Here is a 25,686-nt window from a genome sequence, read left to right as displayed (position 1 = left end):
ATCAGAAATTGGTACAGGTGAGAAGACTTGAACTTCCACGCCCGTAAGGGCACTAGCACCTGAAGCTAGCGTGTCTACCAATTCCACCACACCTGCACTGACGACCGTGTGATCAATAACTTTTTCGCAAGATTGGTACAGGTGAGAAGACTTGAACTTCCACGCCCGTAAGGGCACTAGCACCTGAAGCTAGCGTGTCTACCAATTCCACCACACCTGCACTGTACTATCTTGCTACTCTCTAATGTAACCTGAAAGGCACCAAAATTAAAGAGTGGTGCCCGAACCCGGAATCGAACCAGGGACACGAGGATTTTCAATCCTCTGCTCTACCAACTGAGCTATTCGGGCGACGGCGTGCATTAAAAAGCTTTTGCGGTTTTGAGTCAACACTTTTCTCTGTAAAAAACCAAAAATCCGCGAGTTTGCATAAGAATTACGCTGTAGCCCGCGCTATTGCTGAGGTTTTAAACATCCTTAACGGGTTTTTTCTTATGTCAGAATGAAATTTATCCTTGTATGAGAGGATCTTATTGGCAGGTTGAGGACAGATTGATGGTTAACAGACTGTGATGCAGGTAAAGCTGGCTAGAACACTGCTAAATCATAAGCTAGAGCGCCTGGCGGTTTGCTGGCGCTATCCTTGGCGGGTGTTATTTGCTTGGCTGCTGTTGGTATGTCTCGTCTCGCCGTGGGTGATGCAGGTCAAGATAAATAGTCAATATGATGCTTATTTTGCTGAGGCAAATCCCCGCTATCAGGTGAGTAAAGTCATTGTTGAGCAATTTAATCGACCGGATAGTTTGTGGCTAATGCTGTCAGGTTTGCCAACTTGGCAGTGGACAGCGCAATCCTCAACGTTTGAGCGCATCATCCGTGGGTTGCGCGATACGCCGGGCTTGCAACATATTGGTGGCTATGCAGATTTATATCACTCCGCTAGCAATCAATTGTTGTTACCTTATAAACCTCATCCAAGGGCAGATTTAGTTCAGTCTGCCGATGGGCAGGCGATATTACTTGAGTTGGTACTTGATCCCGCTTATGTCACCCCGCCAGCATTGGCGCAGTTGATTTCGACTATTGATACCACACTAAAAACTGAGCTTGAATCTGCCCAGATACAACATTTTTACTATGGGCCACTGGCGTTAAATTGTCAGTATGCCCAGGTGTTGAAGCAGGATTTACGTTGGTTTGCCCCCGGGCTGTTATTACTGGTGGCATTGATGTTAGCGTGGCGGATTCGCTGTCGTTATTGGAGTGTGGCAATTGGCAGCTCTGCATTATTGGGCGTATGGCTGACCTTGGCTTTGGCCGGAGCCTTGCAGTTACCGCTAGCGGCAATCAGTGCCTTTATTCCGGTGATCGTGATGACGTTATCCTTGGCCGGTGGATTGCACCTTTATACCGGTTGGCAGTGGCTTGTACAGCGGGGGGCATCTCCTTCACAGGCGATGTTGCATACTGTGAGCAACCATTTGCCACCATTGTTCTGGGGGGCTGTCACTACCGCTGGAGGATTTTTGCTGTTGCTATTCAGCCCTTCGCCACCGGTTGCTGCTTTTGGCTTGTTAGTCAGTTTTGCCGTAGTGGTCAATTTGCTGCTGTTACTGACTTGGTTGCCAGCATTGGCCGGTTTTAGTCGGCAAGTTGGGACGTCATCTGTGCTTTCGTCGATGGTACCCAGCACACTAGCTGCTGGCTTAAATACGCATTTACCAGCTGGGGCTGATGTTAGAGAAAAGGTTCAAGTCAATAGCAGTGAAAATACCAAGGCCGACAGCAGTGCAGGTTTCAGCACAGATATCAGAACAAATCTAACCACTAAAGTTCGATTAGGTGTGGCTCAGCGCTTGGCTTGGTGGTGCTTTATGTTTCCAGGTTTTCCGGCGCTAATGGCAGTGGTGCTGACATTTTTCATGTTAGGTGGGGTGTATCAGATCCAATTTCGTGATGATCCCTTGGGCTATTTCCCGCCAGATAATCCGTTAAGCCAAGGCGCAAGCCAGATGCAGCAACATTTTACCTCCAGTCATAGTTTTTCATTACTGGTCAGCCATCCACAGAGCATGGTTTCAGCTGATGCAGTGGCTGAACTTAACCGGCTGAGTCGGTTTATCCGGGCACAACCTGAAGTGTTGCGAGTTGATAGCTTGGTGGACTGGCTGCGGGCATCCGGTATGGGGCCTAATCGTTTAGCGACAGCGTTTAGCCGCATGTCACCTATAGAGGTTGGCTTGGGGCGGGAGCTTAGTGAAGATCTACAGCAAAGCGTTGTCGGCATTCAGCTAAAGTCTGTCGATACGGCCACCATGCTGGCATTGGAACAGCGCATAACCCATTGGCTGACAGAGCAATCATTGACGTTACAGGTAAGCCCCGGCCTTGGGCCCCAGATGTTATATGCGGAGTTAAGCCGGGATAATGCCCACAGTATGTTGCTATCGTTTTTGTTGGCGCTGCTATTACTCAGCTTACTGGTATATTGGCTGCGCCGTTCGTTGACACTGGCTCTATTGGCGTTGTTGGCTAATTTGCTGCCGTTAATCTGGGTATTTGGCTTTTGGCATTATATTGGTGGCGGGCTGAGTTTGGGCAGTGTGGTCGTCGTTGGCATGATATTAGGTATTATTGTTGATGATACCTTGCATCTATTACTACGCTTACCGCTCGATAGGCCTGTGAGTCAATTATGCTACCTGCGCCGGCTAACCGGTATTACGCCCGCGATTACCTTGACGAGTCTGACATTAGTGGCTGGATTTGCCTTAGGTTGTCTATCTGATTTCGGTCCTATCCATGAGTTAAGCCTGTTATCCGCTTTGATTATTGCTTCGGCTTGGTGCTTTGATTTGTTGCTGTTGCCAAGATTATTGTACTGGGCCGCTAATCATCAATGGCAGGGCGTAAGCGGTTTTACTTCGAAAGATTCACCATTTTGACAATATGACTAAGATGGGAATGAAACTGAGATAAGAGTAAAGCAGGCATTAAATAAAGCAGGTGATGCACGATGTTGTGTGCCGAAAAACAGTTAGGTTGTTGATTAAATATGATATATGTCGTGTAGGCTGCGGAGCGTTGGGGTAACTCAAGCAAGGTGATTCAGACAAAATGACTCTGGCAATATAATGCAGCGTGATGGATGTAATAATGGTGCCGACAACAAAACAGCCCGCGATAGCGGGCTGTTGTTACTGGTGGAGGCTATGTCGTTAATTAACCTTTGACCAGTTCGTTATCGGGATAATTGGCTTTCATCACTTCTAATACATGGGCCTTAAGATTTTTTTGCCCCAATTTGCCATAGGCTTTGGCCATGATCTCCAAAGCTTGTTCCGTAGCAGATGAGCCGGGATAGGTTTCCACCACAGCTTGCGCCCGAGCGGCAGCGGCTGTCCATGCATTCATCTTCATATAATACTGCGCTACATCAATGTCATACTTGGCTAACCGGTCTTTAAGATACTGCATCCGCTTGCGGGCATCCGCGGCATATTTACTGTTGGGGTAGATTTTGATCAGTCGCTCAAAATCTTTAAATGCCTGCTGGGCATGTTTCGGATCTCGGTCAGTACGGTCGATACCAAGCATATCGTGGAACAGATACGTATCAGACTGCATATTGACCAGGCCGCGCATGTAATAAACATAATCAATATCTGGGCTGGTCGGGTTTAAGCGGATAAAACGGTCAATATTGGCGATACCCGATGCCGGATCATCTAATTTGTAGTAAGCAAAGATTAAGTCCAGCTGTACCTGGGTTTTATGGGGGCCAAAAGGATAGCGAGAGTCCAGAGCTTCCAGTGTCCGCACCGCTTTGGAATAGTTGCCCAACTCCATCGAGGTTCGAGCTTGACTATAAAGAGCCTCGGGTGATTGTTTACTGAGGGTTTCATCTACCTCGCTGTGACTGCTACAGGCTGAAATCGCAAAAGATAACAGGGCAACGGCGGCACACTTGGAAAATTTAGGCATAGGAGAATTCAATTCTTTTATAAGTTGTAGTTAAGAATTTTTCCATTTCGAGATAAAATAGAAACAATCCGATTGTAACAGATAGCACTTTTTATTGGACCCCAAATCTTGGGGCACGGTTCCTTATGGCTAAAGAGATTAATCTAAAAAGCGAGATTTCAGCAACCCAAACCGGGCTGAGATTAGATCAGGCATTGGCTGAATTATTCCCGGACTACTCTCGTACCCGCATCAAGGAATGGATTTTATCCGGTGCCGTGTATGTTGATGGGGTAATGGTTAGCATACCGCGGGAAAAAGTTCTGGAATCCCAGCAAATTGAAATTGAAGCCACCTTAGAAGAAGAGGTGCATGCCGAAGCTCAGGCTATTGATCTGAATATTGTCTATGAAGATGACCATATTATTGTGATCAATAAGCAGGCGGGTTTAGTGGTTCACCCTGGTGCGGGTAATACTGATGGTACGTTGATGAATGCCTTGTTGCATCATTGTCCTGCTATTGAACATGTCCCCCGTGCCGGTATTGTGCACCGACTGGACAAAGACACTACAGGCTTAATGGTCGTGGCAAAAACCGTTGAAGCTCAAACTCATCTGGTTGCTGCGCTGCAAGCGCGTGAGATCACCCGTGAATATGAAGCCATCTGTATTGGCACCATGACAGCAGGTGGCACAGTGGATGCCCCGATTGATCGTCATCCAACTAAGCGAACTTTGATGTCAGTTCAGCACGGTGGCCGTCCCTCTGTGACCCATTATCGTGTGGCTGAGAAATTCCGCGCCCATACCCGTTTGCGTCTGCGACTAGAAACAGGCCGGACCCACCAGATCCGTGTCCATATGGCGCATATCGGCCACGTTCTGGTTGGCGACCCTGTGTATGGTGGTCGTCCGCGTCCGCCCAAAGCAGCGAGTGCTGAATTCACTGAAGTACTCAAGGGCTTCAAGCGTCAGGCGCTACATGCAGTTCGTTTGGAGTTAGCGCATCCCTTTACTTGTGAAGTGATGACTTGGTATGCGCCAGTACCTGATGACATGGTGCAACTGACCAAAGCACTACGTAAAGATACTGAAGAACATCCGATGGAGTACATATAAGGATGATCACTTGGGCTGTACCCGATAACGTTGGTTTTGCGGTGTCCAACCGCGAAGGTGGCGTGAGTTTACCTCCATTTGATAGCCTGAACTTGGGGCTGCATGTGGATGATAATCCTGAGGCGGTGAGAGAAAATCGCCGCCGGGTACAGCACCATTTTGCTATGCCAGCTGCGCCTAGCTGGCTGGATCAGGTTCACAGCACTAAGGTGGTACAGCTACCACTGACCGCCTCTTGTCAGGCTGATGCCAGTTATACGCGGTGTGCCGGTCAGGTATGTGTGGTGATGACAGCCGATTGCCTGCCCGTGTTACTGTGTAACCGGCAGGGGACTGAAGTCGCTGCCATCCATGCCGGATGGCGCGGTTTGTGTCAGGGTATTATTGAAAATACACTAGGGCATTTCTCAGCGCCTGCTGAGGAGATAATGGCGCTGACAGGACCTGCTATTGGCCCGACAGCGTTTGAAGTCGGTCCAGAGGTGCGTGAGGCCTTTATGGCTTATAGTCCCGCTGCGGCTCAAGCTTTTATCCCCGCCGCGCCGGGTAAATATATGGCCAATTTGGAGCAGTTGGCGGTGCAGCGGCTCAATCATGCCGGGGTAACGGATATTCACTGTACCTCACTGTGTACTTACACGTTGTCCGATAAATATTTTTCTTACCGCAAAAGCCCTGTTACTGGACGTTTTGCATCTTTTATCTGGTTGAAATCCTGATCTATCCCTTGAAATTTTTCAGCTAGCCTCCATTTAGTCTCTATACCGATTCATATCGATACAAATGCGCTTACCCAGCAAGTTGCCGGGTTGCCATTGCTATGGTTATAGCAATGGGAAAACTCGCCGTTTAAGCTGATGTCACTGGTTATCCAGTGCAGTATTGGCGGCAAAAAATACTTGCTCTCTAAGCTGACGTCCCGTTAACAACCGGATATTTGTGGAATTGGTAATTTTTCGTTAACAATTAAGGGGCAATAGGAGGCTGTATGCGACTTGATCGTATGACCAACAAATTTCAGCTTGCCATTTCTGATGCTCAGTCCCTCGCACTAGGTCGGGACCATCAGTTTATTGAACCTGTCCACCTGATGATGGCACTGCTCAATCAGGAAGGCGGTTCAATCCATCCTCTGCTGACACAATCCGGAATCCGGGTCAGCAACCTGCGCTCACTATTGAGTCAGGAGCTTGAACGGTTGCCTCAGGTGGAAGGCACAGGTGGGGATGTTCAACTTTCCCAATCACTTATCCGTATGCTGAATCTGTGTGACAAGCTGGCACAGAAGCGTAAGGACAAATATATCTCCAGTGAGCTGTTTATTCTGGCCGCGCTGGAAAGTAAAGACCCGTTGGCAAAACTGCTGACGGAAGCCGGAGCAACGAAAGCTGCACTGGAAAAAACCATTAATGATATTCGCGCTGGCCACAATGTGGATGATCCCAATGCTGAGGATCAACGTCAGGCGTTGAAAAAATTTACTGTGGATCTGACTGAGCGGGCTGAGCAGGGCAAATTAGACCCTGTGATTGGTCGTGATGATGAGATCCGGCGCACCATTCAGGTGTTACAGCGTCGTAGCAAAAATAATCCAGTATTAATTGGTGAACCCGGGGTGGGTAAAACCGCCATCGTTGAAGGGTTGGCCCAGCGGATTGTGAATGGTGAAGTGCCTGAAGGCATCCGCAATAAACGCGTGTTGTCGCTGGATATGGGGGCTCTGATCGCTGGGGCTAAATATCGTGGTGAGTTTGAAGAGCGTCTGAAAAGTGTGCTCAACGAACTGGCGCAGGAAGAAGGACAGGTGATCCTGTTTATCGATGAGCTGCATACCATGGTTGGCGCCGGTAAAGGTGATGGTGCCATGGACGCAGGTAATATGCTCAAACCGGCATTAGCTCGGGGTGAGTTACACTGCGTTGGGGCAACGACACTGGATGAGTATCGTCAGTATATTGAAAAAGATGCCGCCCTTGAGCGCCGCTTCCAAAAAGTACTGGTTGATGAACCTAGCGTGGAAGACACCATCGCTATCTTGCGTGGTCTGAAAGAGCGTTATGAGCTGCACCACCATGTGGAGATCACCGATCCCGCTATTGTTGCGGCGGCCAGTATGTCACACAGATATATCTCAGACCGTATGCTGCCAGATAAAGCCATCGACTTAATTGATGAGGCCGCTTCCAGTATCCGCATGCAGATTGACTCTAAACCGGAGCCGCTGGATAAGCTGGAACGCCGCGGTATCCAGTTAAAACTGGAAGAGCAGGCGCTGATTAAAGAAAGCGATGAAGCCAGCCGCAAACGGCTGGAAATTCTGCGCAATGAACTGGGTGAGATAGAAGCAAAATCTGCTGAACTGAACGAAATCTGGTATGCCGAGAAAGCGGCGTTGGCTGGTACTCAGCAAATCAAAGCGGATTTGGAACAGGCGCGGATGGATATGGATGTGGCTCGACGGGCGGGGGATCTAACCCGGATGTCTGAGCTGCAATACGGTCGTATTCCTGAGTTGGAAAAACAGCTGGATCTTGCTTCCCAAGCAGAAATGCAGGATATGACACTGCTGCGCAATAAAGTCACAGATGTGGAAATTGCCGAAGTGCTGTCTAAAGCGACTGGGATCCCTGTGGCAAAAATGCTGGAAGGTGAGCGGGAAAAACTGCTGCAAATGGAAGATGCCCTGCATGAGCGGGTTATCGGTCAAAATGAAGCGGTTGATGCCGTTGCTAACGCCATCCGTCGTAGCCGTGCCGGTCTGGCAGATCCAAATCGCCCAATTGGTTCATTCCTGTTTTTAGGCCCCACCGGGGTGGGTAAAACTGAGCTGTGTAAAACACTGGCGAAGTTCTTGTTCGATACTGAGTCTGCATTAGTGCGGATCGATATGTCGGAGTTTATGGAGAAACATACCGTGTCCCGTTTGGTCGGTGCACCTCCGGGATATGTCGGTTACGAAGAGGGCGGATACCTGACCGAGACTGTTCGCCGTAAACCTTATTCAGTGATCCTGCTGGATGAGGTGGAAAAAGCGCATCCTGATGTTTTCAATATCCTCTTGCAGGTATTGGATGATGGGCGTTTGACGGATGGCCAAGGGCGGACAGTGGATTTCCGTAATACAGTGGTGATTATGACCTCCAACTTGGGCTCTGACATCATTCAGGAAAAATTTGGCCATTTCAGTTATGCCGATATGAAAACGGATGTCATGGAAGTCGTGCATCGTTATTTCCGGCCGGAGTTTTTAAACCGGATTGACGAGACAGTGGTATTCCACCCACTGGATGCTGAAAACATCAAGCGCATTGCTGATATTCAAATTAACTCTCTGCGTAAGCGGTTAGCTGAGAAAGAGTTTGATTTGGAAATATCCGATGCTGCACTGGCTATGATTGCTGAAGCCGGGTTTGACCCTGTATTTGGTGCGCGGCCGCTGAAACGGGCGCTGCAACAGGAAATTGAAAACCCATTATCACAGCGTTTACTGCGGGGCGATCTGCTGCCAGGTAAACCTATTCATGTTGATGTGGTAGATGATGTGTTGACCTTCCGGCAGTAACATTGTCAGGTAAAGCCTATTCAAGAGCACCTAAGGGTGCTCTTTTTATTGCGGCTGACAAAATTGCGCGATGCGGGACTTGGCTTGCTTAATAGCTTCTTGGCGTTGGGCATCACTGAGTATTATTTGATGGCCGGTTTGCGGATCTTTGTGTGCCAAGCGTGGATGAGTATTCAGCATACTCAAACTGTGGCGGGCATTTTTGCAGATCAGTTCAGCTTGCTGTTTATCTGCTTGGGTTTGTTTGGATAAAGCACTATAAGTTGCAGCGTCAGCTTGCGTCGTACTATAGCGTTTAGGGGTAACCGTCCCAATCTTCGCTGGAGATAATTGCTGAGTGGATAATGTGACAACCTCTCCTTGTTCTGCAGGTGGTTGTTGACTGAAGTGGGTCACCCCTTGCGCATCAGTCCAAGAATAAATCTTATCGCCAGCTATAACAGTAGTAGCGTAGCTGGATAACAATATGCCCCCTATCAGTAGCGGTAATAGGCGGCAGTAACGCTCCAGCGGCATTGGGTATGATAATAACGACATCAGGCATCCTTGCATAAAACAGTGAGCTGTTTAGCCATATATATGTATAAGCATACTCTGTTGCCAACATTACTGCGCCTTTGCCTTTTAGTAATAGTGGCTTGGCAAAAAACAAAAACGTTTAGCATAGCGTTGTGATATCGCCTTGCTTAAAGACCATCTCAACGGAGCTGGTTTGGTATAGCTACTACGGTATAAAGACGCCGTAAGGTGATGGGTCGCAACAGATATAGCATTTTCCAACCTAAAATTATGCAAAATGGGCAATATTTACGCAAAAATGGATGATTTGTTTAAAAACTGTGCGTCCGTTTGTGGTTTGGTAAAAAAGCCCTTGCGCAAAAAAATAAGCTGCCTATAATGCGCCTCCATCGACACGGCACAACGCGCTTCCAGAGGTTGTTGAAGTGAAGATTCACTCACTTGCTAAGGCAATGAGTGACGCGAAAAAACATTTGAAAAAATGCTTGACGCGACAACAGGAAAGCGTAGAATACGCAGCCCTGACCCGGTGAGAAACAGCATCGGTTGCTCTTTAACAATATAAACAGACAAGCAAATCTGTGTGGACATTCGCAGATGTTGATGAGGTCGACAAAGACTTTTATCAATGAACGAAGTTCGCGCAGCATGCAAATGCAGTCATTGCCTTAATGGGTAATGATGCAAAGACAGAATTCATTGAGCAGAACCTTCGGGTTCAACCAAAACTTTTAATTGAAGAGTTTGATCATGGCTCAGATTGAACGCTGGCGGCAGGCCTAACACATGCAAGTCGAGCGGTAACAGGAAGTAGCTTGCTACTTTGCTGACGAGCGGCGGACGGGTGAGTAATGCCTGGGAATATGCCGAGATGAGGGGGATAACAGTTGGAAACGACTGCTAATACCGCATAATACCTACGGGTCAAAGCAGGGGACTTTCGGGCCTTGCGCATCTTGATTAGCCCAGGTGGGATTAGCTAGTAGGTGAGGTAAAGGCTCACCTAGGCGACGATCCCTAGCTGTTCTGAGAGGATGATCAGCCACACTGGGACTGAGACACGGCCCAGACTCCTACGGGAGGCAGCAGTGGGGAATATTGCACAATGGGGGAAACCCTGATGCAGCCATGCCGCGTGTGTGAAGAAGGCCTTCGGGTTGTAAAGCACTTTCAGCGAGGAGGAAAGGTTACTGGCTAATATCCAGTAGCTGTGACGTTACTCGCAGAAGAAGGACCGGCTAACTCCGTGCCAGCAGCCGCGGTAATACGGAGGGTCCGAGCGTTAATCGGAATTACTGGGCGTAAAGCGTGCGCAGGCGGTTTGTTAAGCGAGATGTGAAAGCCCCGGGCTCAACCTGGGAACCGCATTTCGAACTGGCGAACTAGAGTCTTGTAGAGGGGGGTAGAATTCCAGGTGTAGCGGTGAAATGCGTAGAGATCTGGAGGAATACCAGTGGCGAAGGCGGCCCCCTGGACAAAGACTGACGCTCATGCACGAAAGCGTGGGGAGCAAACAGGATTAGATACCCTGGTAGTCCACGCCGTAAACGATGTCTACTCGGAGTTTGGTGCCTTGAGCACTGGGCTCTCAAGCTAACGCATTAAGTAGACCGCCTGGGGAGTACGGCCGCAAGGTTAAAACTCAAATGAATTGACGGGGGCCCGCACAAGCGGTGGAGCATGTGGTTTAATTCGATGCAACGCGAAGAACCTTACCTACTCTTGACATCCAGAGAATTCGCTAGAGATAGCTTAGTGCCTTCGGGAACTCTGAGACAGGTGCTGCATGGCTGTCGTCAGCTCGTGTTGTGAAATGTTGGGTTAAGTCCCGCAACGAGCGCAACCCTTATCCTTACTTGCCAGCGGGTCATGCCGGGAACTTTAGGGAGACTGCCGGTGATAAACCGGAGGAAGGTGGGGACGACGTCAAGTCATCATGGCCCTTACGAGTAGGGCTACACACGTGCTACAATGGTCGGTACAGAGGGTTGCCAAGCCGCGAGGTGGAGCTAATCCCAGAAAGCCGGTCGTAGTCCGGATCGGAGTCTGCAACTCGACTCCGTGAAGTCGGAATCGCTAGTAATCGTGGATCAGAATGCCACGGTGAATACGTTCCCGGGCCTTGTACACACCGCCCGTCACACCATGGGAGTGGGCTGCACCAGAAGTAGATAGCTTAACCTTCGGGAGGGCGTTTACCACGGTGTGGTTCATGACTGGGGTGAAGTCGTAACAAGGTAGCCCTAGGGGAACCTGGGGCTGGATCACCTCCTTACCTAAGCGACACATTACGCTGTTGAGTGTTCACACAGATTGCCTTGTCTGGCAACATTGACTCCTTAGTTGAGTTGATGACGTTCTTTAACAATTTGGAAAGCTGATAGTAGAAACAAACCTCTCTTTTTAAGAAAGGCTTTGTTAATACAAAATTGAGTTCTCAAACACTTTAATCAAGTAAATTGAGTATTCTAATCAAGGCGTTGTGATTCGAAAGAATTACAATTATCAAACCAGCAAGTTGCAATGCAACCTGAATGAAACTCATTTGGGTTGTATGGTTAAGCGACTAAGCGTATACGGTGGATGCCTTGGCAGTCAGAGGCGATGAAGGACGTGTTAATCTGCGAAAAGCTGTGCTTAGCCGATAAAAGGCACTTGAGGCACAGATGTCCGAATGGGGAAACCCGGCACCATAAGGTGTCATCATATACTGAATACATAGGTATATGAGGCGAACGAGGGGAACTGAAACATCTAAGTACCCTTAGGAAAAGAAATCAACCGAGATTCCCCAAGTAGCGGCGAGCGAACGGGGACCAGCCCTTAAGTCTTCAGGGTGTTAGTGGAATAAGTTGGAAAGCTTAACGGTACAGGGTGATAGTCCCGTACACGAAAACTAACTGAAGATGAAATCGAGTAAGGCGGCACACGTGATATGTTGTCTGAACATGGGGGGACCATCCTCCAAGGCTAAATACTCCTGACTGACCGATAGTGAACCAGTACCGTGAGGGAAAGGCGAAAAGAACCCCTGTGAGGGGAGTGAAATAGAACCTGAAACCGTATACGTACAAGCAGTGGGAGCGGTTCTTGAGACCGTGACTGCGTACCTTTTGTATAATGGGTCAGCGACTTACATTTAGTAGCGAGGTTAAGCGAATAGCGGAGCCGTAGGGAAACCGAGTGTTAACTGCGCGTTTAGTTGCTAGGTGTAGACCCGAAACCCGGTGATCTAGCCATGGGCAGGTTGAAGGTTGAGTAACATCAACTGGAGGACCGAACCGACTAATGTTGAAAAATTAGCGGATGACTTGTGGCTGGGGGTGAAAGGCCAATCAAACCGGGAGATATCTGGTTCTCCTCGAAAGCTATTTAGGTAGCGCCTCGCACGAATACCATTGGGGGTAGAGCACTGTTAAGGCTAGGGGGTCATCCCGACTTACCAACCCTTTGCAAACTCCGAATACCAATGAGTACTATGCGGGAGACAGACAGCGGGTGCTAACGTCCGTTGTCAAAAGGGAAACAACCCAGACCATCAGCTAAGGTCCCAAAGTTATTGCTAAGTGGGAAACGATGTGGGAAGGCTTAGACAGCTAGGATGTTGGCTTAGAAGCAGCCATCATTTAAAGAAAGCGTAATAGCTCACTAGTCGAGTCGGCCTGCGCGGAAGATGTAACGGGGCTAAGCAATACACCGAAGCTATGGGTACTAGCACTTGTGCTAGTGCGGTAGAGGAGCGTTCTGTAAGCGGTTGAAGCGGAAGCCGTAAGGCACCGTGGACGTATCAGAAGTGCGAATGCTGACATGAGTAACGATAAAGGGAGTGAAAAACTCCCTCGCCGAAAGACCAAGGGTTCCTGTCCAACGTTAATCGGGGCAGGGTGAGTCGACCCCTAAGGCGAGGCCGAAAGGCGTAGTCGATGGGAAACGGGTTAATATTCCCGTACTTCTGCTAACTGCGATGGAGAGACGGAGAAGGCTAGGCCAGCACGGCGTTGGTTGTCCGTGTTTAAGATGGTAGGCAGTGTGTTTAGGCAAATCCGGACACATAATGCTGAGAATTGATGACGAGGTGCTACGGCACTGAAGTGGTTGATGCCATGCTTCCAGGAAAATCTTCTAAGCTTCAGGTTAGTAGGAATCGTACCCCAAACCGACACAGGTGGTCGGGTAGAGAATACCAAGGCGCTTGAGAGAACTCGGCTGAAGGAACTAGGCAAAATGGTACCGTAACTTCGGGAGAAGGTACGCTCCTGTTGGTGATGAGACTTGCTCTCTAAGCTGACGGGAGTCGCAGATACCAGGTGGCTGCAACTGTTTATCAAAAACACAGCACTGTGCGAACTCGCAAGAGGAAGTATACGGTGTGACGCCTGCCCGGTGCCGGAAGGTTAATTGATTGGGTTATCTTCGGAGAAGCTCATGATCGAAGCCCCGGTAAACGGCGGCCGTAACTATAACGGTCCTAAGGTAGCGAAATTCCTTGTCGGGTAAGTTCCGACCTGCACGAATGGCGTAATGATGGCCACGCTGTCTCCAGCCGAGACTCAGTGAAGTTGAAATTGCGGTGAAGATGCCGTATACCCGCGGCTAGACGGAAAGACCCCGTGAACCTTTACTATAGCTTGGCACTGAACATTGACCCTACATGTGTAGGATAGGTGGGAGACTTTGAAGCGGTGACGCCAGTCATCGTGGAGTCAACCTTGAAATACCACCCTTGTAGTGTTGATGTTCTAACTCTGGCCCCTGAATCGGGGTTGAGGACAGTGCCTGGTGGGTAGTTTGACTGGGGCGGTCTCCTCCCAAAGAGTAACGGAGGAGCACGAAGGTTGGCTAAGTACGGTCGGACATCGTACGGTTAGTGCAATGGCATAAGCCAGCTTAACTGCGAGACAGACACGTCGAGCAGGTACGAAAGTAGGTCATAGTGATCCGGTGGTTCTGAATGGAAGGGCCATCGCTCAACGGATAAAAGGTACTCCGGGGATAACAGGCTGATACCGCCCAAGAGTTCATATCGACGGCGGTGTTTGGCACCTCGATGTCGGCTCATCACATCCTGGGGCTGAAGTCGGTCCCAAGGGTATGGCTGTTCGCCATTTAAAGTGGTACGCGAGCTGGGTTCAGAACGTCGTGAGACAGTTCGGTCCCTATCTGCCGTGGGCGTTGGATGATTGAGGGGAGCTGCTCCTAGTACGAGAGGACCGGAGTGGACGAACCGCTGGTGTTCGGGTTGTCATGCCAATGGCATTGCCCGGTAGCTACGTTCGGAATCGATAACCGCTGAAAGCATCTAAGCGGGAAGCGAGCCCCAAGATGAGTCATCCCTTAGACCTAGAGTCTACTGAAGGGCCGTCCGAGACTAGGACGTTGATAGGCAGGGTGTGTAAGCGTTGTGAGGCGTTGAGCTAACCTGTACTAATGACCCGAGAGGCTTAACCATACAACCCAAAAGGGTTTTGTTGGAAACCTTGATAGAATAATCAAGACTTGATTGAAGTTTTGAACTCAAAGCGAAAAGAATCCCAGGTCGCTTAGCTCAGCTGGGAGAGCACCTCCCTTACAAGGAGGGGGTCACTGGTTCGAGCCCAGTAGCGACCACCATATTTTTTGTACAGCTTTCCGAATTAACGAATTTGCTTGGTGACAATAGCACTGTGGTCCCACCTGATCCCATTCCGAACTCAGAAGTGAAACGCAGTCGCGCCGATGGTAGTGTGGGGTTTCCCCATGTGAGAGTAGGTCATCGCCAAGCGCCTAATTTAGTGGAGCGGTAGTTCAGTTGGTTAGAATACCGGCCTGTCACGCCGGGGGTCGCGGGTTCGAGTCCCGTCCGCTCCGCCACTTACATCGAAGCCTCGTCAGAAATGACGGGGCTTTTTTGTATTTAGAATTTAACTTGTACAGTTCAGTTAGTAAGACTTTTTGTTTAGAGAAGTCAGAATACATCCTGTACAAAGCCAGTTCGGCGTCCCTGCCTCTCGTTCATAGCATGACTGCGTCATTTCACCCTGTCACGCGTGCCGACGGCACTCGGGGTCGAGTCCCGTCCGCCCCAGTTACGCTAAAGCTTCGCGCTCATAGGCTTGTGGCGATTGCCACATTCGTCCGCCACTGACATCAAAGCCCCGTCTGAAATAACAAGGCTTTTATATGTGTAATTGGCTCAAACGTTCCGTTAGTTAGGCTTTGTATTTGTAAAGCGTCGGCTTGTCATTTGCTGTGATTATCACTGTGATAACTGTATCAACGCCTGATACAATCTGTTTTCGCATATCTGGCACTTTTATCTTCTCCGCGTTAGGTGGATATTGCCGGTATGTCATGCCTTATTTTGATTTTCAGAGTCACATTTCAGGAGTATATAAATGAGTAGCATGAAAACATGGGCTGCAGCAGTGTGTTTGAGCGTGATGACATTACCCGCTGTTGCTGCGGGTAATGATGCTTGGAGGGCCGTGTTGGGGTCCGCTGGGCAGTGGGTTGGTCAGGTACGTTATGCTGGTAATCCAGCTAAAACTGTGGATTTGCGGGTGAATACAGAAACCACCCCTGACAAGGCTACTGTTATCCGTTATCTGACTTATGCGGAAGCGGGACAGCGTGCTTATGCGATGAGCTTGATGACTTGGCATCCAGAAACTAATGCCCTGATCGAATCTTATTTTCGTCGCGGTAATGGCTCGCTACATCAATATAAAGTGGACTCAGTGGACTTTAAAGATGCTAGCCATTGGAAGTTAGTTTATAGCCGGAATGGGCAGAATAATGGTCAGCCTGCCAAATTAAAGTTGGAATGGGAACGTCAGGGCAGTCGCATGTTGAGTAAAGAGTTGGCTTGCCAAGTTCAGGGGACGAGTTGCGATTATAAACTGAAACGTGAAACCCGGCTTGAGTTGCAGCAGTAAGCTTTTCATCATGTAGTGATACTAAGTCAAAAACACATGCTACTTGGTTGTTGTTTTTGATGTTATTTACGCGATGAATCTTTTGTGAGTGCACGATTTTTTCTATTTTAAGCGAGAAGTTAAAGCCTAATAGCAGACGGACGTTGTTGTTAGGTTGCGCGATAAAGTTGCTAAAACCAGCAGTTTTACTGTTTATTGCGCACATTGTCCGAAAAAGCTGCAGTCATGCAGTTTTTAAGGAAAAAGTGCTTTACCTTTAGCAGGGCTTTTTGCATAATGCACCGCGTCAACAGGGGTGTAGTTCCAATTGGTAGAACAGCGGTCTCCAAAACCGATGGTTGCGGGTTCGAGTCCTGCCACCCCTGCCACATTCCAGAAAGGCCGCTCTTATGAGCGGCCTTTTGCTTTTCTGCTATTTACCTCGCTATCTCAAGTGCATTTTTTTAGTGCTATCCCAAGATTGGTTTCATTCTCTCTTATTTACTGCTTATACGCTTAACTCTGTATTGTTGTTATGGCTCCATATTGGCGCCGCGCCAAAGTCGCAGCGCTATTGATATTCAGCGGCATCCTGATACTGCTAAGCAGTTTGTTACATGGTTATTGATGGGGATCGGCTGCTAGAAGCCACAATTTGCGATAAAGTCATGAATAGACTTGGCTGTAAGCTTTTGGTGGGGGGTTGTTAGCGTGTTTGTATGGGGGTAGTCCTCCCTTTTTTAACCGCAGTTTAAAGTAGAGGCTAAGCAGCCATCAGTGGTGGCCTGCCATTGTTTGCTTTGTGTGGTCGTTCATGATTGTAAAACCAAAGCCACTTTGTTGCGTAGTCTTGTACCTCGTCTATTGAGTCGAAAAGATGCTTGCTGACCCAACTGTATCGAATTGTTTTGTTGTGCCTTTCTATGTAAGCGTTCTGCTGGGGCTTACCTGGCTGAATATATTCAATCCGAATGTTGTGTCGCTTAGCCCAATTGACAAACTCACCGCTAATGAACTCAGGCCCATTATCACAACGGATAATTGAAGGCTTTGGCCGCTGCTCCAAGAGTTGATTTAGCGTCCTAATAACTCGTAATGCTGGCAATGACAATCCCGCTTCAATCGCCAAACCTTCACGATGATAATCATCGATAACGTTGAATAAGCGGTAGCGTCGGCCATCGGCTAATTGATCATGCATGAAATCTACAGACCAAACTTGATTCGGCCGCACGGGTTCTTTTAGAGGCTCTGGGGCATGGCGTTTTAGCCGTCGTTTGGGGCGAATACGCAGGTTTAACGCCAACTCGCAATAAATACGATATACGCGTTTGTGGTTCCAGAGTTTGCCTTTCACATTGCGCAGGTAATCAAAGCACAGACCAAAGCCCCAGTCATTTTCATCTGTCGTCAGCTGGATAAGCCAATCGGCAATATCCGCATTTTCATCTCGAAGGACTGATTGGTAGCGGTAGCAACTTTCACTGACACTGAAAATGCGACACGCCATTCGAATACTGATGTCTGAAGCCGCCACAGACTGCTGAGCAAGCACTCGCCGCTCACTGGGCTTCACCACTTTTTTGCCATGGCTTCCTGAATGATTTCGGCTTTGAGGCGTTCTTCTGCATACATTTTCTTGAGCCGCCGGTTTTCGTCCTCAAGCTCTTTCATGCGTGCCATGAGTGACGCATCCATGCCACCATATTTTGCACGCCATTTGTAAAAGGTCGCACTGCTCATGCCATGCTCACGACAAAGCTCTGGAACGGGCGTTCCTGCTTCAGCTTGCTTGAGGATGTTAATTATCTGACTGTCTGTGTATCGCGATGTTTTCATGTCGAATCTCCTACGTTTTACCTTACGAGAAAATTCTACTTTTGGCTGCTGTTATTTTTCGGGGGGACTACCTGGGCTTATCGCTCATTTAGCTTGGTATCGTGTTTAAATTGGCTGATTGAGACGATTAGAAAACAACATCAGTGCGTAAAAGTACAAGGATGAGAAAGTTATTGTACTTAAAACAAAAACGGACAGCCTGAGCTGTCCGTTTTGCTTGGGGTTATCCGATTTAGCGATTGATCATCTGATCGCGCTCTGGGCCAACAGAAATCATCTTAACCGGTACACCCATCAACTCTTCAATACGCAGTACATATTGTTGAGCTGCTGCTGGCAGACTGTCGAAAGTACGGCAGCCGGTAATGTCTTCATCCCAGCTTGGCATGGTTTCGTACACAGGAGCCAATTGTGCAGTCTGAGGCCAGATAGGGTTTTCGCTGTGCTCACCATCATAAGCAACGCAGATTTTCAGATCTTTCATGCCGGTCAGACAGTCAATCTTGGTCAGCGCAACTTCAGTGGCGGCCTGCAGATCCACACCATTACGAGTTGCAACAGCATCGAAATATCCCATATCACGAGGACGGCCAGTCACCGCACCAAATTCCCCGGCCATTTCACGGAAGGCATCCTGCTCTTCCATTGCTGTGATCAGGGTGCCAGTGCCAACAGAAGAACTGAAAGCTTTGGCCACGGCAATCACCCGCTCAGGACGCAACGCTGGCAGACCACAACCGATACCGGCATAGGCTGAGATAACGTTGGATGATGTTGTCCATGGGTATTCACCGTATACCAGGTCGCGTCCTGCGCCCAGTTGTGCCTCTAGTAATAAATTTTTGTTTTCAGCCTGTAGGGCTTTTAAGGGTACAGAGACATTGCAGATAAAATCTTGCCAAGGCTTAGTGACTTCTAACAGCCAGGCCGTCATTTCTTCTGCGGTTTGAGAAAACTCAAAGCTTGGATACAGAGCTTTTAACTGTGGCAGTTTCCAGTCCAGCCAGAATTGGATTCGCTCCAGCAGGACTTCAGGTTGCTTTAACCAACCAACCAAAATGCCCTTTTTCATTACCCGATCACCATAACAAGGTGCGATACCTTGTTTAGTCGAACCGTATGATTTGCTGCCCAGGCGCTGCTCTTCCAATGCATCTTCCAGAGCATGCAGTGGCAGGCATAGCGTAGCGCGATCAGAGATCACCATATTTACTTTAATGCCAGCAGCTTCCACTTCAGCAATTTCACGGCTCAGTGGCTCTGGGCTGATCACCATGCCTGGGCCTAAAACAGGCAGACACTGTGGGTTAAATACCCCGCTGGGTAACTGGTGCAGTTTGAATGTACCAAATTCGTTTACCACGGTGTGACCGGCATTGTTGCCGCCCTGATAACGGATACTGGCTGCAGCTTCACCTGCCAGATAATCCACGATACGGCCCTTTCCTTCATCACCCCAGTTGGCTCCAACTACCACAGTAGCAGACATAGTGAATTCCTTAAATTTTGCTGTTTCAACAAAGAAGTGCTCATGTTAAGCACTTCAGCTTGATAAGGAAAATTAATTATTCTTATCACATTGATAAGAATGTAATATGGCTTTGACACATAATTAGGGCATCACATGATTGAATTAAAATGGCTACAGACCTTTACCACCTTGGCTGAAACGCGGCATTTTGGCCGCGCGGCGGAAAAGCTGCATATGACGCAACCCAATGTGAGTTTGCAGATACGGTTATTGGAGCAAGAGGTGCGGGCCAAGCTATTGGAGCGTAACCCCTTTTGTCTAACTGCGGCGGGGGAGCGTTTGCTACATACCGCTCAGCATGTTCAGCAAGAAATGCTGATCTGCCAGGCCGATTTAAATGCGATGAATGATTTGTCTCAGGGGACACTGACCATCGCGGTCAGTGACATCATTTCCCGGTTATTATTGATCCGTCCATTACAACAGTTTAAAGAGAAATACCCGGGGATTGATTTAAGCCTGCTTAATACCACATCCAGCCAAGCGGCCGAATTGGTGCAAAGTGCTAAAGCCGATTTGGGCTTTGTGATGGCCCAAAAAGACACCTTGCCACTGTACTTTACGCCGCTACATCAGATCCGCTGGTATGCCTTGGGAGATAACCTCAGTGCCTGGCAACACCAAGGTGGTAATGAAGCGCCGACCCTGATTTTACTCGGGCATGATACTCGTACGCGTGAATTGCTAGACAGTGCGATTCCCTCTTTGCAATTAGATGCTTATCGGGTGATGGAGGTGGGCAGTGTCGATGCACAAATTGATTGGGCTGAGGCGGGATTTGGTATTGCTATTGTGCCGGATTTTGCTTTGGCAACTAAGCGGCAGTTGAAAACCAATGTGACCTTGTTAACTCAATTTCCCAGTAACAGTCTTGGCTATGTGGTACGTAAAAATCAGGTGTTATCCAAGGCGATGAAGCAGTTATTAAAATGGATTGAAGATACCTTAAAAGATCAGCAGGTAAACTTACCCGATACCGGTAACTAAACCCGGTGACAGTATGACGAGATGCAGGAAAGATGAGATGAAACAGGGAGGTTGGGTAAAACCCAAACAGACGGTTGTCTGTCCGTTTGGGTTTTAGTCGATTATTCTTCTAGCATGCTGCGCAGCATCCAAGCTGTTTTTTCGTGGGTTTGAATACGTTGAGTCAGCAAATCATTGGTGGCCTCATCATCGGCACCGTTAACCAATGGATACAGTGAGCGGGCTTTACGGATAACGATTTCTTGGCCTTCTAGCAATTCTTCAATCATGGTACGGGCAGAAGAAACACCATTATCTTCAGTAATCTCAGTCAGTTTGGCATAAGCACTATAAGATCCAAGTGCCCGGGCTCCCAAGGCTCGAACTCGTTCTGCTATCACATCAACAGCCAGTGCCAGCTCTGTGTACTGCTGTTCAAACATCAAATGCAGGGTATTGAACATAGGGCCTGTGACATTCCAATGGAAGCTGTGGGTTTTCAAATACAGGCTGTAAGTATCGGCCAACAGTTGGTTTAGGCCTTCAGCAATGGCTTCGCGATCCTGTTCTTTAATACCAATATTTATTTTGCTCATTTTTACGCTCCTTATGTTTTAATGAGCAAATCATACGCTGTTAAAATCGGCATTTTAAGCGGTTAAACGCGATATCCTTAATCGTATTTGCAAATTAATTTAGCGGAAAGATCACAACCGCTCGCACTGGCCGGACAAACTGGTATCCTATGGCCAATTCAGCCGTCAGGAATGTTATGAATAGACAGACTTACCTTGATGCCATGGGGATTTCACGCTGGCGCTCCCGTGATGCAGCCCCCCAGCCCGTGGTGTTGTGCGATGACCCTACAAGCTTGGCTGGTGAGCCATTGGTTAATGAAGTATTGCACCTATTAGGGATAACCGCTGAGCAGTGCCGGTTTGCAAATCGGGTCGTGGCGCATGAGCAAGTCATATGGGATTTGCGTCTGATGAACCGCCCCCATAAGCCTGGTATTTTATACTCAGCGCCATTACCGCAACTACGCAGTGGCAGTGAGGCAAAGCGCGCGTTATGGCAGCAAATTTGGCAGCGGGAGGCACAGTGATAGAGATCCGCGAATTACAGCCAGATGATGCGAACTTAATGGCACAGATTGCTGCTAAAGCGCACACTCATCCCATGAGTGAGCAGACGATTACCAGCTGTTTTGGCCGTTTTTATTATGTTCTGGGCGTGTTTGTCGACCAGCAATTATGTGGCTTTATCATTTTGCATCAGTTGTTTGAAGATGCCACTGTGATGGATATTTGCCTGCTGCCTGACTATCAGGGGCAGGGAATGGGGCGGCAGTTGATGCAAAGTGCACTGTCATGGCTGGCGAACACAGAGGCGGAACAACTACTGTTGGAAGTGCGGCGCAGCAATGTTGCTGCGATTGCGCTGTATCTTAATTTGGGTTTTATCGAAACCGGTTGTCGCCAAGGATATTATCGGACCGAGCATGGCACAGAAGATGCGATTTTAATGCAGTTGAATTTGCTGTTATCAGCGCAATAACGTTGGGATTGGTTATAAAAAACAGCGCATCATTGCGCTGTTTTTTTATGAAAGAGCTGGCAAGGTGTTATTTTACCTCAACCCCTTTGGCTTGCAGATCTGCATGGTAGCTGGAGCGTACCAATGGGCCACATGCCGCATGGGTAAAGCCCAGCTCTATGGCCAGATCATGGAAGTCATCAAATTCCTGTGGGGTGACGTAACGCATAACCGGTAAATGGAATTTTGATGGTTGCAGATATTGCCCTAGGGTCAGCATATTGACATTGTGGCTGCGTAGATCCCGCAGTACTTGGGCAATTTCTTCATTACTTTCCCCCAGTCCCAGCATAATGCCGGATTTGGTTGGGATCTCGGGATGCCGCTCTTTGAAACGTTTCAGGAGATCCAGTGACCACTGATAGTTAGCACCGGGGCGGGCTTTACGGTAATGCGCTGGCGCAGTTTCCAAGTTATGGTTGAAAACATCCGGTGGCTCGGTAGCAAGAATATCCAGTGCCGCATCAATACGACCGCGGAAGTCCGGTACCAGAATTTCAATTTTGATTTCTGGGTTAAGCGCTCGGATCTCCCGGATACAGTCTGCAAAATGCTGCGCGCCGCCATCGCGTAGATCATCCCGGTCAACCGAGGTAATGACGACATATTTCAGCTTCATATCCGCGATCGTTTGGGCCAGTTTTTTCGGCTCATCCGGATCAGGTTTTAGTGGCCGACCATGGGCAACATCGCAGAATGGACAACGGCGGGTACAGATCGCGCCAAGGATCATAAAGGTGGCGGTACCATGGTTAAAACATTCTGCTAGATTGGGGCAGGAAGCCTCTTCACACACGGAATGTAGTCCATGGCTGCGCAGCGCCTGTTTGATATCGGTAATACGCTGATTGGACGCTGGCATCTTGATGCGAAGCCAGTCGGGTTTGCGCAGCATGGTATCACGTTCAGACGGCACCACTTTAACGGGGATTCGGGCAACTTTGTCGGCATCGCGTAGTTTGACGCCGGGCTGTAATCTCTCAGGTCTACTCATACTGTCTGTCTAATCCTTCATGGTGAATCACTTGGTCATAGCCCAACCGGTGGCAGAAAATCTCTGCCAGTTGAGCGCCGGCGTCAGCGACGGTCTGGGGGCCACCCAAGGCTTTGCATTGGAGCATTTCCAGTCCGGCATAGCCACAGGGATTAATGCGTAAAAATGGGGTGAGATCCATATCCACGTTCAGTGCCAATCCATGGAAAGAACAGCCTTTGCGGATCCGCAGGCCAAGGGAGGCGATTTTCCCTTCATGCACATATACCCCAGGGGCATCGGCTTTGGCATAGGCATTAATCTGGTATGGCCGCAGCAAATCAACCAAACTTTGTTCGATTTTCGTGACCAGTTGGCGTACGCCAAGTTTGCGACGGCGGATATCCAGCAAAGGATAGGCAACCAGTTGGCCTGGCCCGTGGTAAGTCACTTGTCCGCCGCGATCGACTTGGATCACTGGAATATCACCCGTTGCCAGCAGGTGTTCTGCTTTACCTGCCTGACCTTGAGTAAAAACCGGAGGATGCTCGACGAGCCAGAGTTCATCTGGGCTGTCCTGGGTGCGGGTATCAGTGTAATGCTGCATGGCGTGCCACACAGTTTCATAATCCATCATCCCCAGATGGCGAACATGTAATGTATTGATTTGCAAGGGCAAACTCTCCCCTCGAATGTTGGTGGCCCTATTATACGTTAGCTCAGGTAAATGGTATATAGATCACAGTTTTATCGCTGCGTTATCTGACGAATGTCACAAAATGTAACGGAATAATTGTTTCCTCGTCGGAGGAGCATATGATTTAACATCCAGCTACCATATGGATATTGGCTTATTTAAGGGTTAACTTATTAATTTTATTTAACTTTTACTGATATTGACCCCGCGGTGGTGATAGGCGTAGAAATGTTGTTCAGTCTTCCCAATGGATGAGTGTAACAAGCCTATGAAACAGACAATTGCTGCCTATATTACCCAGCTGTTATATCAGGCCGGGGTTCGTCGAATCTGGGGGGTCACTGGTGACTCCCTTAATGGTATCAATGACAGCCTTCAGGCACAGGGTAACATACAGTGGCTGGGAACCCGGCATGAAGAAGTGGCAGCCTTTGCCGCAGGGGCTGAAGCTGAAGTCACAGGGCAATTAGCTGTGTGCGCAGGCTCCTGTGGTCCGGGGAATATGCATCTGATCAATGGTTTGTATAACTGTTACCGTAATCGGGTGCCTGTGCTAGCGATTGCATCAGATATCCCTTCTTCTGAAGTGGGGAGCCATTATTTCCAGGAAACTGATCCTAAAGCGCTATTTCAGGAATGCAGTGTTTTTTGCCAGGTGTTAAGCCACCCAGAGCAGATGCCTGAGTTGCTGGAGGCGGCAATACGGCAAGCCATTTTGAAACGAGGCGTCAGCGTGTTGGTGCTGCCTGGCGATGTGGCTTTGGCATCAATGCCCGCTAATATTCCGATCAAATGGCAGGCGCCGGTATTGCCCGTTGTGCAGCCAGATGCAAGTGTGGTGCAGGACTGTGCCAACTTGCTTAGTCGTGAGCGCAAGTGCGTAATTTTGTGTGGTGCAGGCTGTGCCGGCGCGCATAAAGATGTTATTGCATTGGCGGAAAAATTAAAGGCACCGATAGTGCATGCTCTACGGGGTAAAGAGCATATTGAGTATGATAACCCCTATGATATCGGGATGACTGGGCTTATTGGTTTTTCTTCTGGCTATTACGCCATGGATAGTGCCGATGCCGTTATTCTGTTAGGTACCGGCTTCCCATTTCGGCTGTTTTATCCTAAGGGTGCGAAAGTGATCCAGGTTGATAATCAGCCTGATGCGCTAGGCCGTCATGTGCAGTTGGATATTGGTGTAGTCAGTGATGTTCAGACTTTCATACAGGCACTGTTGCCGCAATTAACTGCAAAATCCGATGATGCCTTTTTACGAAAATGTACTGCGCATTTCCGTAAAGCGCGCGCTGGATTGGATGCTTTGGCCGATATCACCCCTGACAGTCGTTTAATCCATCCTCAAACCCTTAACGCCCTGATCAGTGACAAAGCGGATGCCGATGCGATTTTTACCTGTGATGTTGGCACACCAACCCTGTGGGCCGCTCGTTATCTGCAGATGAATGGGCAACGGCGTTTGATTGGCTCCTTTAACCATGGCTCGATGGCGAATGCCTTGGCGCAGGCAATTGGTGCGCAGGCAGTGGATAAAAATCGTCAGGTGATTGCCATGTGTGGGGATGGGGGATTTTCCATGTTAATGGGGGATTTATTAACCCTTAAACCTTATCAATTGCCGGTCAAAGTCGTGGTGTTAAATAACAGCTCATTGGCCTTTGTGGCGATGGAAATGGAGGCTGATGGTTTTATTTCTGATGCCACTAATCTGAGTAACCCCAGTTTTGCCGATATCGCCACAGCTTGCGGCATTACTGGCATAAAAGTCAGTGATCCGCATCAGTTATCGGCCGCAATTGATGAGTTATTGGCCGTGGATGGACCCGCGCTGTTAGAAGTGATGTCGAATAAATTTGAGTTGAGCATGCCGCCAAAAATCTCTTTTGCCCAAGGGAAAGGTTTTGGCCTGTATATGCTACGGGCAATTTATAATGGTAAGGGGAATGATTTGATCCAACTGACCCAGAGCAATTTATTCCGCTAATTGCGTGATAGCAACTAAAAAGCCTGCCCGGGT

16 protein-coding genes, 6 tRNA genes and 3 rRNA genes are annotated in these 25,686 nt (G+C 48.7%); 15 read left to right on the top strand and 10 right to left on the bottom strand.

Annotation, left to right across the window (positions count from 1 at the left end; translation table 11 throughout):
* Positions 1-9: 9 nt before the first annotated feature.
* The 3 genes from NFHSH190041_RS16365 to NFHSH190041_RS16355 all read right to left on the bottom strand — a co-directional run bounded on the left by NFHSH190041_RS16365 (position 10) and on the right by NFHSH190041_RS16355 (position 351).
* Positions 10-96, bottom strand: a tRNA-Leu gene (locus tag NFHSH190041_RS16365).
* A 37-nt stretch (positions 97-133) separates the two neighbouring features.
* Positions 134-220, bottom strand: a tRNA-Leu gene (locus NFHSH190041_RS16360).
* Between the two features lie 55 nt (positions 221-275).
* Positions 276-351, bottom strand: a tRNA-Phe gene (locus tag NFHSH190041_RS16355).
* 221 nt (positions 352-572) lie between these two features.
* On the opposite strand from NFHSH190041_RS16355, the gene NFHSH190041_RS16350 reads away from it, so the two are divergent.
* A complete protein-coding gene (locus NFHSH190041_RS16350; protein WP_261925162.1) occupies positions 573-2,945 on the top strand; it encodes an efflux RND transporter permease subunit in 2,373 nt (790 codons plus the stop codon).
* 277 nt (positions 2,946-3,222) lie between these two features.
* On the opposite strand, the gene NFHSH190041_RS16345 is transcribed toward NFHSH190041_RS16350, so the two are convergent.
* The gene (locus tag NFHSH190041_RS16345; RefSeq protein ID WP_261922791.1) at positions 3,223-3,984 is read right to left on the bottom strand and encodes an outer membrane protein assembly factor BamD; all 762 of its coding nucleotides are present in this window, start codon (positions 3,982-3,984) and stop codon (positions 3,223-3,225) included.
* Between the two features lie 125 nt (positions 3,985-4,109).
* On the opposite strand from NFHSH190041_RS16345, the gene rluD reads away from it, so the two are divergent.
* The 3 genes from rluD to clpB all read left to right on the top strand — a co-directional run bounded on the left by rluD (position 4,110) and on the right by clpB (position 8,646).
* Positions 4,110-5,084: a 23S rRNA pseudouridine(1911/1915/1917) synthase RluD gene (rluD, locus tag NFHSH190041_RS16340; protein ID WP_261922790.1), complete on the top strand. Its 975-nt coding sequence runs from the start codon at positions 4,110-4,112 to the stop codon at positions 5,082-5,084.
* Between the two features lie 2 nt (positions 5,085-5,086).
* The gene (pgeF, locus tag NFHSH190041_RS16335) at positions 5,087-5,803 is read left to right on the top strand and encodes a peptidoglycan editing factor PgeF (RefSeq protein WP_261922789.1); all 717 of its coding nucleotides are present in this window, start codon (positions 5,087-5,089) and stop codon (positions 5,801-5,803) included.
* Positions 5,804-6,072: 269 nt separating this feature from the next.
* Positions 6,073-8,646 carry an ATP-dependent chaperone ClpB gene (gene clpB / locus NFHSH190041_RS16330; RefSeq protein WP_261922788.1) on the top strand — a complete coding sequence of 858 codons (2,574 nt, stop codon included), beginning with the start codon at positions 6,073-6,075 and terminating at the stop codon, positions 8,644-8,646.
* 45 nt (positions 8,647-8,691) lie between these two features.
* Here clpB and NFHSH190041_RS16325 read toward each other — a convergent pair whose 3' ends face one another.
* Positions 8,692-9,183 (bottom strand): DUF4124 domain-containing protein, encoded by a 492-nt coding sequence (locus NFHSH190041_RS16325; RefSeq protein ID WP_261922787.1) that lies wholly within the window; start codon positions 9,181-9,183, stop codon positions 8,692-8,694.
* A 714-nt stretch (positions 9,184-9,897) separates the two neighbouring features.
* Between NFHSH190041_RS16325 and NFHSH190041_RS16320 the strand changes: the two genes are divergently transcribed.
* The 7 genes from NFHSH190041_RS16320 to NFHSH190041_RS16290 all read left to right on the top strand — a co-directional run bounded on the left by NFHSH190041_RS16320 (position 9,898) and on the right by NFHSH190041_RS16290 (position 16,447).
* Positions 9,898-11,440: ribosomal RNA gene (locus tag NFHSH190041_RS16320) — 16S ribosomal RNA — on the top strand.
* 281 nt (positions 11,441-11,721) lie between these two features.
* A 23S ribosomal RNA gene (locus NFHSH190041_RS16315) occupies positions 11,722-14,614 on the top strand.
* A gap of 85 nt (positions 14,615-14,699) precedes the next feature.
* Positions 14,700-14,775 (top strand) — tRNA-Val (locus NFHSH190041_RS16310).
* A gap of 35 nt (positions 14,776-14,810) precedes the next feature.
* Positions 14,811-14,926, top strand: a 5S ribosomal RNA gene (gene rrf, locus NFHSH190041_RS16305).
* Together the 16S, 23S and 5S rRNA genes with 2 tRNA genes alongside form the textbook arrangement of a ribosomal RNA operon.
* A 12-nt stretch (positions 14,927-14,938) precedes the next feature.
* Positions 14,939-15,015, top strand: a tRNA-Asp gene (locus NFHSH190041_RS16300).
* Positions 15,016-15,539: 524 nt separating this feature from the next.
* A complete protein-coding gene (locus NFHSH190041_RS16295) occupies positions 15,540-16,079 on the top strand; it encodes a hypothetical protein (RefSeq protein WP_261922786.1) in 540 nt (179 codons plus the stop codon).
* 291 nt (positions 16,080-16,370) lie between these two features.
* Positions 16,371-16,447 (top strand) — tRNA-Trp (locus tag NFHSH190041_RS16290).
* A gap of 374 nt (positions 16,448-16,821) precedes the next feature.
* Here the strand turns inward: NFHSH190041_RS16290 and NFHSH190041_RS16285 are convergent.
* A protein-coding gene (locus tag NFHSH190041_RS16285; RefSeq protein ID WP_261921927.1) for an IS3 family transposase occupies positions 16,822-17,897 on the bottom strand; the annotation gives its coding sequence in 2 pieces (ribosomal slippage) (positions 16,822-17,645 and positions 17,645-17,897; 1,077 coding nt in all).
* A gap of 232 nt (positions 17,898-18,129) precedes the next feature.
* Positions 18,130-19,386: an adenylosuccinate synthetase gene (locus NFHSH190041_RS16280; RefSeq protein ID WP_261922785.1), complete on the bottom strand. Its 1,257-nt coding sequence runs from the start codon at positions 19,384-19,386 to the stop codon at positions 18,130-18,132.
* A gap of 135 nt (positions 19,387-19,521) precedes the next feature.
* On the opposite strand from NFHSH190041_RS16280, the gene NFHSH190041_RS16275 reads away from it, so the two are divergent.
* Positions 19,522-20,415 carry a LysR family transcriptional regulator gene (locus NFHSH190041_RS16275; protein WP_261922784.1) on the top strand — a complete coding sequence of 298 codons (894 nt, stop codon included), beginning with the start codon at positions 19,522-19,524 and terminating at the stop codon, positions 20,413-20,415.
* Positions 20,416-20,516: 101 nt separating this feature from the next.
* Here NFHSH190041_RS16275 and dpsA read toward each other — a convergent pair whose 3' ends face one another.
* Positions 20,517-20,990 (bottom strand): DNA starvation/stationary phase protection protein DpsA, encoded by a 474-nt coding sequence (dpsA, locus tag NFHSH190041_RS16270; protein ID WP_261922783.1) that lies wholly within the window; start codon positions 20,988-20,990, stop codon positions 20,517-20,519.
* Positions 20,991-21,166: 176 nt separating this feature from the next.
* Here dpsA and NFHSH190041_RS16265 point away from each other — a divergent pair, with 176 nt between their 5' ends.
* Entirely contained in the window at positions 21,167-21,499 is a 333-nt protein-coding gene (locus NFHSH190041_RS16265; RefSeq protein ID WP_261922782.1) for a DNA polymerase III subunit psi, read from the top strand.
* Positions 21,466-21,951 carry a ribosomal protein S18-alanine N-acetyltransferase gene (gene rimI / locus NFHSH190041_RS16260; RefSeq protein ID WP_261922781.1) on the top strand — a complete coding sequence of 162 codons (486 nt, stop codon included), beginning with the start codon at positions 21,466-21,468 and terminating at the stop codon, positions 21,949-21,951. Before NFHSH190041_RS16265 ends, rimI begins: the two co-directional genes overlap by 34 nt.
* A gap of 67 nt (positions 21,952-22,018) precedes the next feature.
* Here the strand turns inward: rimI and lipA are convergent, their stop codons facing one another.
* A complete protein-coding gene (gene lipA / locus NFHSH190041_RS16255) occupies positions 22,019-22,984 on the bottom strand; it encodes a lipoyl synthase (RefSeq protein WP_261922780.1) in 966 nt (321 codons plus the stop codon).
* Complete coding sequence (lipB, locus tag NFHSH190041_RS16250; protein ID WP_261922779.1) at positions 22,977-23,636, bottom strand: lipoyl(octanoyl) transferase LipB; 660 nt, start codon at positions 23,634-23,636, stop codon at positions 22,977-22,979. Before lipB ends, lipA begins: the two co-directional genes overlap by 8 nt.
* A 292-nt stretch (positions 23,637-23,928) precedes the next feature.
* Here lipB and poxB point away from each other — a divergent pair, with 292 nt between their 5' ends.
* Positions 23,929-25,653: a ubiquinone-dependent pyruvate dehydrogenase gene (gene poxB, locus NFHSH190041_RS16245; protein ID WP_261922778.1), complete on the top strand. Its 1,725-nt coding sequence runs from the start codon at positions 23,929-23,931 to the stop codon at positions 25,651-25,653.
* Positions 25,654-25,686 lie beyond the last annotated feature (33 nt).

It is taken from the genome of Shewanella sp. NFH-SH190041, from assembly GCF_024363255.1.
Taxonomy (GTDB): domain Bacteria; phylum Pseudomonadota; class Gammaproteobacteria; order Enterobacterales; family Shewanellaceae; genus Shewanella.
The sequence above is the reverse complement of the archived record's forward strand: the minus strand, read 5'-3'. Positions and strand labels throughout refer to the sequence as shown.